At 71.6% G+C, this 10,234-nt stretch carries 9 protein-coding genes; 4 read left to right on the top strand and 5 right to left on the bottom strand.

Going from position 1 to position 10,234, the window contains the following annotated elements:
* Positions 1 to 105: 105 nt before the first annotated feature.
* The 4 genes from cuyB to AC3WLN_RS22365 form a co-directional block, all read right to left on the bottom strand.
* On the bottom strand, positions 106 to 897 hold the full coding sequence (gene cuyB / locus AC3WLN_RS22380) for a cysteate racemase (RefSeq protein ID WP_492484963.1): 792 nt from the start codon (positions 895 to 897) through the stop codon (positions 106 to 108).
* A gap of 94 nt (positions 898 to 991) precedes the next feature.
* Positions 992 to 1,879, bottom strand: coding sequence for a LysR family transcriptional regulator (locus tag AC3WLN_RS22375; RefSeq protein WP_492484961.1), 888 nt, complete (start codon positions 1,877 to 1,879; stop codon positions 992 to 994).
* A gap of 33 nt (positions 1,880 to 1,912) precedes the next feature.
* A complete protein-coding gene (gene rnd / locus AC3WLN_RS22370) occupies positions 1,913 to 3,064 on the bottom strand; it encodes a ribonuclease D (RefSeq protein WP_492484959.1) in 1,152 nt (383 codons plus the stop codon).
* A 79-nt stretch (positions 3,065 to 3,143) separates the two neighbouring features.
* Complete coding sequence (locus tag AC3WLN_RS22365; RefSeq protein ID WP_492484957.1) at positions 3,144 to 3,599, bottom strand: hypothetical protein; 456 nt, start codon at positions 3,597 to 3,599, stop codon at positions 3,144 to 3,146.
* Positions 3,600 to 3,784: 185 nt separating this feature from the next.
* Here AC3WLN_RS22365 and aspS point away from each other — a divergent pair, with 185 nt between their 5' ends.
* Together aspS and AC3WLN_RS22355 are read left to right on the top strand one after the other, a co-directional pair.
* Positions 3,785 to 5,599 (top strand): aspartate--tRNA ligase, encoded by a 1,815-nt coding sequence (gene aspS, locus AC3WLN_RS22360; protein WP_492484955.1) that lies wholly within the window; start codon positions 3,785 to 3,787, stop codon positions 5,597 to 5,599.
* Between the two features lie 71 nt (positions 5,600 to 5,670).
* A complete protein-coding gene (locus AC3WLN_RS22355) occupies positions 5,671 to 5,991 on the top strand; it encodes a hypothetical protein (protein WP_492484953.1) in 321 nt (106 codons plus the stop codon).
* A 77-nt stretch (positions 5,992 to 6,068) separates the two neighbouring features.
* Here the strand turns inward: AC3WLN_RS22355 and AC3WLN_RS22350 are convergent, their stop codons facing one another.
* Complete coding sequence (locus tag AC3WLN_RS22350; protein WP_492484952.1) at positions 6,069 to 6,323, bottom strand: DUF3297 family protein; 255 nt, start codon at positions 6,321 to 6,323, stop codon at positions 6,069 to 6,071.
* A gap of 396 nt (positions 6,324 to 6,719) precedes the next feature.
* Here AC3WLN_RS22350 and AC3WLN_RS22345 point away from each other — a divergent pair, with 396 nt between their 5' ends.
* Positions 6,720 to 9,053 (top strand): NADP-dependent malic enzyme, encoded by a 2,334-nt coding sequence (locus tag AC3WLN_RS22345; protein WP_492484950.1) that lies wholly within the window; start codon positions 6,720 to 6,722, stop codon positions 9,051 to 9,053.
* A gap of 170 nt (positions 9,054 to 9,223) precedes the next feature.
* Complete coding sequence (gnd, locus tag AC3WLN_RS22340; protein ID WP_492484948.1) at positions 9,224 to 10,198, top strand: phosphogluconate dehydrogenase (NAD(+)-dependent, decarboxylating); 975 nt, start codon at positions 9,224 to 9,226, stop codon at positions 10,196 to 10,198.
* Positions 10,199 to 10,234 lie beyond the last annotated feature (36 nt).

Here is a 10,234-nt window from a genome sequence, read left to right as displayed (position 1 = left end):
CCCCGACCCCGGCCGCCCTGTTCGACCGCCTCGAGGTCAACGCCAAGGCCAATTAAGTCCCAAGGCCATCGAGCCCGACGCCCATCGGGGCCGGCCGGGCCGGGGTCACGCCGCCCGGCGGACCGGGGCGGTGGCCGCCACGCAGGCCTGCGCCAGGGCGTCGGTGGCGTCGAGCAGGACCGCGCCCCGGGGCTCCGCCGGGTCGGCCAGGGCGAGCGGGATCTCGGTGCAGGCCATCACCACCTGCCGGCAGCCGTCCGCGACCAGCGCCGCGGCCGCGGCCTGCAGGAGGGGCCGGGCCTCGGCGCCCCGCCCCGCCTTGACGAGGCGGACCGCCCGCATCACCGCCGCCTGGTCCGCGGGCGCGCGGCAGGTGAAGCCGTGGCGGCCGAGATGCCGGGGATAGAGCCCCGCCCGGAGGGTGCCGTCGGTGGCGAGCAGGCCCACCGGCCCGCCCGCCAGGCCCCGGCGGGCGAGCGCCGCCGCCACCGCGTCGACGATGTGCAGGATGGGGACGGGCGTCAGCGCCTGGAGCGCCCCGTGCCAGTGATGCGCGGTGTTGCAGGGGATCGCCATGCGGGTGGCGCCGGCGGCCTCCAGGCGGCGCAGGGCCAGGGTCATCGCCGGCAGCGGGTCGGGCCCCTGCCCCAGGATCGCCCGGGTCCGGTCGGGAATGTCGGCGGCCTGGGCCGCCATCACGGCGACATGGTCCTGATCACGGGCGGCGGGCGTCGCCTCCACGAGTTTCCGCAGGAAGTCCACCGTCGCCATCGGCCCCATGCCGCCGAGCACGCCCAAGATCTCGCGTCCCGCCATCGCCCCGTCCTCGTCGTGCGTCCCGACGGAGGGATGCGCGAAGACCGGCGCGGGGGCCAATGCCGAGTCGGAACGCCCCATGCGGGTTCGGACTAACCCGACCCAAGCATCATGCGGGTTCGGACTAACCCGCCCCGAGCGTCACGCGGGTCCGGACGGACCCGCCCCATGGGTCTCATACGGGTCCGGACGGACCCGTCTCGGCCGCCGCCCAGATCGCCGCCACGGCGGCCCGCGTCCTGGGCCCGTGGGCCTGGGCGGCGTTGCGGTAGAGGCGGATCTCCAGGGGCACCGCGGGTCCCGCCGTGACGAGGCGGCCCTCGGCGAGTTCGCGGGTGACGAGGCTGCGCGGCACGAAGGCGAGGCCATGGCCCTCCAGCGCCATGCATTTCAGGGCCTCGGCCATCGGGTTGGCATGGGCCACCGGCCCCGGCGGCAGGCCGAGCTCGGCCTCGGCGAGCTGGCTGACGCGCCCCAGGAAGGAATCCCGTCCGTACCCGAGGCGCGGCACCGGCCCGTCCTGCGCCAGGCCCGGGCTGCGCACCGGAACCAGCGCGTCGGCGCCGACGACCCGGTGGGGATAGAGCGCCGGGTCGAGGGGGATCGGCACGCCCGGATGGTGGAAGGTCAGGAGGAAGTCCGAGCCGCCCTCCACCAGGGCCTGGAGGCAATCGTGGAAGTCGTCCGGCAGGAGCCGCGTCGCCACCGGTCCCGTGCGCGCGGCGAGGGTCCGGAACCAGGCGGGGAAGAACGTCAGCGCCAGGGTGTGCAGCCCGGCGATGCGCACCAGCGGCTCGGCGGATTCGAGGCCCGCGCGCAGGTCCGCCCGGGCGCCGAGGAGCACCCGCACGCTCTCCTCGGCGGTGTCGCGGAAGCGGCGTCCCTCCGGGGTCAGGGTGGTGGGATAGGTGCTGCGGTCGACGAGGTTCACCCCGAGCCAGAGTTCCAGGGCCCGGATGCGCCGGCTGAAGGCCGACTGGGTGACGTGGCGGGCCTCCGCCGAGCGGGAGAAGCTGCGGGTCTGGGCGAGGCTGAGGAAGTCCTCCAGCCACTTCAGCTCCACGATGTCGGTCCCACGACGCGCGCCCGCGCCGGTTCACGCGAGTTCGCGCACCACCACCCGGCCGCGCTCGGCCGAGAGGGCGAGGCGGCCGCTCTTCAGAGCCAGGGCCTTCTCGCCGAACAGCGCCCGGCGCCAGCCATGCAGCACGGCCACGTCCGCCGCGTCGTCCTCCGCGATGGCCTCGAGGTCGTCCACCGTGGCGATGATCTTGGGGGCGACCCCTTCCGTCTCGCAGACGGCCTTCAGCAGGACCTTGAGCAGTTCCACCAGCGCCCCGTTGCCGCCGCGGCTGCGGGTGCGCTCGGGCAGCGCGATGTCCGAGAGGTCGCGGGTAAAGCCGCGCTCCACCGCCGCCAGGATGTCGGTGCCGGTCCGCGAGCGCTCGAAGCCGGCGGGGATCGAGCGCAGGCGCCCCAGCGCCTCGACGCTGCGCGGGGCCGAGGTGGCGACGTCGATCACCGCCTCGTCCTTGAGGATGCGGCCGCGCGGCACGTTGCGGTTCTGAGCCTCGCGCTCGCGCCAGGCGGCGACCTCCATCAGCACCGCAATCTCGCGGGGCTTGCGCATCCGGCCCGACAGGCGCCGCCAGGCCGAGCCCGGGTCGGCCTTGTAGGTGTCTGGCGAGGTGAGCACGCTCATCTCCTCGTCGAGCCACTCGCCGCGGTCGGTGGAGAGGAGCTGGCCCGCCAGCACCTCGTAGACCTTCACCAGGTGGGTGACGTCCGAGAGGGCGTAGCTGAGCTGGGCGTCCGAGAGCGGCCGGCGCGACCAGTCGGTGAAGCGCGAGGACTTGTCGATCTTGGCCTTGGCCACGTCGTTGACGAGCTGCTCGTAGGAGACCGAGTCGCCGTAGCCGCAGACCATGGCGGCGACCTGGGTGTCGAAGAAGGGCTGCGGCAGCAGGCCCCCGAGGAGCCAGATGATCTCCAGGTCCTGTCGGGCGGAATGGAACACCTTCACCACGCCCTCGTCGGCCATCAGCGCGAAGAACGGCGCGAGGTCGAGATCGGGCGCGAGCGGGTCGACGAGCACCCCCGTCCCGTCCGGCGCCGCCATCTGGATGAGGCAGAGCTTCGGATAGTAGGTCGTCTCGCGCATGAACTCCGTGTCGACGGTCACGAAGGAATGGGCGGACAGGCGGGTGCAGGCCTCGGCCAGGGCCGCAGTGGTGGCGATCAGATCCATGAATCGGCTATACCGAAGGTTCTCGTCCCAGGCGAGGGACGCCGGACCCGGTCACCAGAATTCGCGCCCGCGAATACCTCTAGGCGGCGACCTCGCGCGGCCCGTCGCGCGTCTTGACCGGGCGCCGCCGCGCCGCCAGCGCCCGGACACGGGCCGCGCGCTCCCGGCGCTGCGCCTCGGCCCGGGCGAGGAGCCAGTCGAGGATGCCGGCCTCGATCCGCGTGGCGCTGGCCGGGTCGGTGAGCCGGCGGATGCGGTCGGCGCGAAAGCCCCGGTAGCCGCCCCGGCCCCGGTCGATGCCGCCCAGGAGCGTCCGGCCCGGCCCGAGCTTCAGCTCGCGCGCCTCCACCCGCCGGGTGCTCCAGGCCCCGCGCGAATCCTCGTAGACGATCTCGAAGGTGCCCTCGAGGGGCAGGATGCGCCACCGGCCCTCCTGCCGCTCGCCCGTGGCGGGCGCGGCGGCGGCCCCGGAAGCGGCCGCGGGAGCCTCTGCCCCGGCCTGCCGCAGAATGTCGAAAAAAGCGTTGGAATTCATGGGACTAATATGGGAATCACCCGGTCCTTCCGGAAGGGTTCCGGGGCCGCGTCCACGGGGTTTCGGCGGCCTTCGGGCCTCCCCCGCGCATCGCCGTCGCCTTGACTTCACCTCCCCCGCGTGAATGGTGCGCCGCTCAATCCCCAAAGCCCGTGATCCGTCAGCCCGTTATGCAGCAGCCCGTCATGCACCGTTACCGGACCCATACCTGCGGGGCGCTCCGGCCGTCCGATGTCGGCCAGAGCGTCCGCCTCTCCGGCTGGTGCCACCGTATCCGCGACCATGGCGGCGTGCTGTTCATCGACCTGCGCGACCATTACGGCCTGACGCAATGCGTGGTGGATTCGGATTCGAAGGCCTTCCAGGCGGCCAACGCGGCGCGCTCGGAATGGGTCATCCGCATCGACGGCCGGGTCCGCACCCGCCCCGCCGGCACCGAGAACCCGGACCTGCCCACCGGCACGCTGGAGGTCTACATCGACGACCTCGAGGTGCTCGGCCCCGCGGGCGAGCTGCCGATGCCGGTCTTCGGCGACCTCGACTACCCGGAGGAGACGCGGCTCAAGTACCGCTTCCTCGACCTGCGGCGCGAGAAGCTGCACGCCAACATCATGAAGCGGGGCGCGATCATCGATTCGCTCCGCCGCCGGATGCGCGAGGGCGGCTTCTTCGAGTTCCAGACGCCGATCCTCACCGCCTCCTCGCCGGAGGGCGCGCGCGACTACCTCGTCCCCTCCCGCGTCCACCCGGGCAAGTTCTACGCGCTGCCGCAGGCCCCGCAGCAGTTCAAGCAGCTGACGATGATCGCGGGCTTCGACCGCTACTTCCAGATCGCGCCCTGCTTCCGCGACGAGGATGCCCGCGCCGACCGGTCCCCGGGCGAGTTCTACCAGCTCGACATCGAGATGAGCTTCGTCACGCAGGAGGACGTGTTCCAGGCGGTGGAGCCGGTGCTGCGCTCGGTCTTCGAGGAATTCGCCGAGGGCAAGCGCGTCACCGGCACCTTCCCGCGCATCCCCTATGCCGAGGCGATGCTGAAATACGGCGTCGACAAGCCGGACCTGCGCAACCCGCTGATCATCGCCGACGTGACGGCCGAGTTCGCCCGCGAGGACGTCGCCTTCAAGGCCTTCAAGGGCGTGATCGCGTCCGGCGGCGTGGTCCGGGCCATCCCCGCCACGGGGGCGGCGACCCAGCCGCGCTCGTTCTTCGACAAGCTCAACGACTTCGCCCGCGCCGAGGGCGCCCCGGGCCTCGGCTACATCATCTTCGAGGACGACGGCGGCACGCTCACCGGCAAGGGCCCGATCGCCAAGTTCATCCCGGCCGAGGTCCAGGCCCTGATCGCGGAGAAGACCGGCACCAGGGCCGGCGACGCGGTGTTCTTCTCGGCCGGCACCGAGGCCAAGGCGGCGGCCCTCGCCGGCAAGGCCCGCATCCGCATCGGCGACGAACTCGGCCTGTCCGACAAGGACCAGTACGCGTTCTGCTGGATCACCGACTTCCCGATGTACGAGTGGAACGAGGACGAGAAGCGGATCGACTTCTCGCACAATCCGTTCTCGATGCCGAACTTCGACCGGGAGGCGTTCCTCGCCCTCGACCCGGCGGATGCCGAGACGATCCTGAACATCAAGGCGTTCCAGTACGACATCGTCTGCAACGGCACCGAGCTGTCCTCGGGCGCGATCCGCAACCATCGCCCCGACGTGATGGAGAAGGCCTTCGGCATCGCCGGCTACGGCGTCGCGGTGCTGGAGGAGAAGTTCGGCGGCATGCTCAACGCCCTGAAGCTCGGCGCCCCCCCGCACGGCGGCATCGCGCCGGGCATCGACCGCATCGTCATGCTGCTCTGCGGCGAGCAGAACCTGCGCGAGGTCGTGCTGTTCCCCATGAACCAGCGCGCCGAGGACCTGATGATGGGGGCGCCGGCCGAGGCCACGCCGAAGCAGCTGCGCGAGCTCCACATCCGCCTCAACCTGCCCGAGAAGAACGCCTGAGGCGCAGCCGTCCTCGGGCCGCTCCCGCACGGGGGCAGCCCGAGACGGTGGGCTCACGGGACTCCACGCGCATGACCGTCCTCCGGCCCGGCGAGGCCCTGGCCCGCGCCGTCGAACTCCTCGCGGCGCAGGGCTTCGCGGTGGTGGCCCGCAACACCCGGGGCGACAGCGTCTACCTCAAGCCGGGCCCCGACCCCGAGGCCTGTGCCTTCGCCCTGCGGGTCTCGAACCATGCCCGCACGCCGAAGCAGCGCAAGAACCATCCCGACGCCATCACCAGCCTCGTCCTGCGCGACCCGACCTCCGAGGCGGCGCTGGCGGCATCGGTCGCGGTGGCGGTGCGGAATTTCGCCGGTGAACGGGCCAAGCGCGAGCGGGCACATCCGGTATGATCGGGACGCCCGAGGCGTGATTCCCGACTCACGGGAGCCGACGCCGTTCCCGCTGGAGGACGCGTCGGCCTGAGGCTTCAGCCCTCGGCCGGAGCCGCGTCGCGAAAATACGGCTCCACGGGGCCCTTGAGCTTCACCGTCATCGGGTTGCCGGCGCGGTCCAGGGTCTTGCCGGCCGAGAGGCGGACCCAGCCCTCGCTGACGCAGTATTCCTCGACATTGGTCTTCTCGACGCCCTTGAAGCGGATGCCGATGCCGCGCTCGAGGATCTTCTCGTCGTAGTACGGGCTGTTGGGATTCACAGCGAGGCGGTCGGGGGGCGTGTCGGACATCGTCGCGGGCCTTGGATCGTTTCACGTCGTGTGGAGCGGGAGCGCAAGCGGGTACGGGATTCGGCGCCTGCCCGCAACGCCGGGCCGATTCCGGAGCCCCGGCAGGAACGCAATCCGCCCCGCGCAGGACCATGGTCCGCCCCGCGATGGAACAAAATGCGCCGATCGTCAGCGTCGGGCCGCGGTCCGGACGCGACAGGAAGGCCCCGCCGTAGGAGTTTGTGCCGGAGGGAAAACCGGCCCGGAGGGCGGGCGGGCACGGTCGTTCCGGGTCTCCGCGCGCGGGTTGCGCCCATCCGGCAGCCGGTGCAACAGGAGCCCGCAAGCGAAGATCCCGCCGATGATGGGAGACGCGCTCCGACGCCGGGGCAGCGCGCAATCCTGAGGAGGACGACCATGGGCGACAATATGTCCGACGATCTCAAGTCGGGAGCGCTCGTCTATCACCGACTGCCGCGGCCCGGGAAACTGGAGATCCAGGCGACCAAGCCGCTCGGCAACCAGCGCGACCTCGCGCTCGCCTATTCGCCCGGCGTCGCCGCCGCCTGCATGGCGATCCACGAGGATCCGCAGGAGGCCGCCACCCTCACCATCCGCCAGAACCTCGTCGCGGTGCTCACCAACGGCACGGCCGTGCTCGGCCTCGGCGATATCGGGCCGCTCGCCTCGAAGCCCGTGATGGAGGGCAAGGCCGTCCTGTTCAAGAAGTTCGCCGGCATCGACGTGTTCGACATCGAGGTCGCCCAGCACGACGTCTCCAAGCTCGTCGACGTGGTCTGCGCCCTGGAGCCGACCTTCGGCGGCATCAACCTCGAGGACATCAAGGCGCCGGAGTGCTTCGAGGTCGAGGAGCAGTGCCGGGCCCGGATGAACATCCCGGTCTTCCACGACGACCAGCACGGCACCGCGATCATCGTGGCGGCCGCCGTCCTCAACGGCCTCGAGCTCGCCGGCAAGCAGCTCTCGGACGTCCGCATCGTCACCTCGGGCGCGGGCGCGGCGGCGCTGGCCTGCCTCAACCTGCTGGTGTCGCTGGGCGCCCGCGTCGAGAACATCACCGTCACGGACATCAAGGGCGTGGTCTACAAGGGCCGGCCCGAGCTGATGGACCGCTGGAAGGACGTCTACGCGCAGGAGACGCAGGCCCGGACGCTCGCCGAGGTCATCCCCGGCGCCGACGTGTTCATCGGCCTCTCGGCCGGCGGCGTGCTGAAGCCCGAATACCTGGAGAAGATGGCCGACAAGCCGCTGATCATGGCGCTGGCCAACCCCTATCCCGAGATCATGCCGGACCTGGCGCAGGAGAAGCGCCCCGACGCGATGATCTGCACCGGGCGCTCGGACTTCCCCAACCAGGTCAACAACGTCCTCTGTTTCCCCTACATCTTCCGGGGAGCGCTGGACGTCGGCGCCACCTCGATCAACGAGGAGATGAAGCAGGCCGCCGTGAAGGCGATCGCGGCGCTCGCCCGCGAGACGCCTTCCGACGTGGTCGCCCGCGCCTATGGCGGCGAGGCCCGTCCCTTCGGTCCGCGCTCGCTGATCCCGAGCCCGTTCGACCCGCGCCTGATCCTGCGCATTGCCCCCGCCGTGGCCCAGGCCGCGATGGATTCGGGCGTCGCCGGGCGTCCCCTGGAGAACGTCCAGGCCTATACCGACAGCCTCGACCGCTTCGTCCACCGCTCGGGCTTCATCATGAAGCCGATCTTCTCCAAGGCGAAGGAGAACCCCAAGCGGGTCATCTATACCGAGGGCGAGGACGAGCGCGTGCTGCGCGCCGCCCAGGCGATCTGCGAGGACAAGGTCGCGCGGCCGATCCTCGTCGGCCGGCCCCGGGTGATCGAGACCCGGATCAAGCGCTTCGGCCTCTCCCTGAAGCAGGGCGTCGACTTCGACCTCATCGATCCCGAGGACGATCCGCGCTACCGCGACTACGTCGCCACCTACCTGGAGGCCGCCGGACGGCGCGGCATCACGCCTGACGCCGCCCGCACGCTCGTGCGCACCAACAACACCGTGATCGGCGCCATCGCCGTGCGCCGCGGCGAGGCGGACGCTCTGATCTGCGGCCTCGAGGGCCGCTTCGAGACCCGCCTGCGGGTGATCCGCGACGTGATCGGCCTCGCCCCCGGCGTGCTCGACTTCGCCGCCATGAGCCTGATCGTCACCAAGGAGGGCGCCTACTTCCTCGCCGACACCCATGTCCGCACGGACCCCAGCGCCGAGGAGATCGCCGACGTCGCCGTGGCCTGCGCCGAGCATGTCAGCCGCTTCGGCCTGACCCCGAAGATCGCGCTCCTCAGCCACTCGGATTTCGGCCAGTCGGATTCGCGCTCCGCGGTGAAGATGCGCACCGCCCTGGGGCTGATCCGCGAGCGCCGGGCCGACCTCGAGGTCGACGGCGAGATGCAGGCCGATTCCGCCCTCTCGGAGATGATCCGCGACCGGGTGATGCCGGCCTCGCGCCTGAAGGGGGCGGCCAACGTGCTGATCCTGCCGAACCTGGATGCGGCCAACATCGCTTTCCAGTTCGCCAAGGTGCTGGCCGACGCGCTGCCCGTCGGGCCGCTGCTCATCGGCCCGGCCAAGCCCGCCCACATCCTGTCGCCCTCGGTCACCGCCCGCGGCATCGTCAACGTCACGGCCGCCGCCGTGGTCGAGGCGCAGGCGGCCGAGGTCGGCGCCAGCCCGGTCCTGGCCGAGCCCGGCGTCGGGCCGACCTCGGCATAGGCGGGGGCGGCGACGGCGTCCGGCAAGGGGGAGACCCGAGCGCCGGACGCAGGGGCGGCGGCCGATCCGCCGCCTCGCCCCGGCCGCCCAAATGCGATAGCCCTTCGCGTGAGGAGCGTGCGACGGCCGGGCGCTGGTCCGGTGCGTCGTCGCGGCACGGGAGACACGGGATGCAACTCGGCATGATCGGCCTCGGCCGGATGGGCGGCAACATCGTCCGCCGGCTGCTGCGGGATGGGCATCAGGCGGTGGTCTTCGACCAGAACCCGGAGGCGGTCGCCGCCCTGGTGGCGGAGGGCGCGACGGGCGCGGACAGCCTCGAGGACTTCGTCGCCAAGCTCTCCGCCCCCCGTGCCGCCTGGGTGATGCTCCCGGCAGGGCCCATCACCGAGGCCACGGTGAAGACCCTCGGCGGCCTGATGGCCGCGGACGACATCGTCATCGACGGCGGCAATTCCTTCTACAAGGACGACATCCGCCGCGCCGCGGAACTGAAGGGCGCCGGCATCCACTACGTCGACGTCGGCACCTCCGGCGGTGTCTGGGGCCTGGAGCGCGGCTACTGCATGATGATCGGCGGCGACAAAGCCGCCCTGGAGCGCCTCGACCCGATCTTCCGGACCCTGGCGCCCGGCCTCGGCACCATCCCCAAGACCCCGGGCCGCGAGGGCCGCGACCCGCGGGCGGAGGCGGGCTACATCCATGCCGGCCCGAGCGGGGCGGGCCACTTCGTCAAGATGGTCCATAACGGCATCGAGTACGGCCTGATGCAGGCCTATGCCGAGGGCTTCGACATCCTCCGGCACGCCAATTCCGAGGATCTGCCCGAGGCCCAGCGCTTCGACCTGAACATCGGCGACATCGCCGAAGTCTGGCGCCGCGGCAGCGTGGTCTCGTCCTGGCTCCTGGACCTCACCGCCGGGGCGCTCGCCCAGGACGAGCACCTGGAGACCTTCACCGGCTTCGTCGCCGATTCTGGGGAGGGGCGCTGGACCCTGAACGCGGCGATCGAGGAATCGGTGCCGGCCAACGTGCTCTCGGCCGCCCTCTACGCGCGCTTCCGCTCCCGCGAGGAGGCGAGCTACGCCGACAAGCTGCTCTCGGCCATGCGCAAGGGCTTCGGCGGCCATCAGGAGCCGAAATAGCGCCGGGGCCTCCCCGGCCCCCCTGCTCCTGTGCCC

It is taken from the genome of Methylobacterium sp. FW306-05-D, from assembly GCF_058782155.1.
Note: the sequence above shows the minus strand (reverse complement) of the source record. Positions and strands in the feature narration are given on the sequence as shown.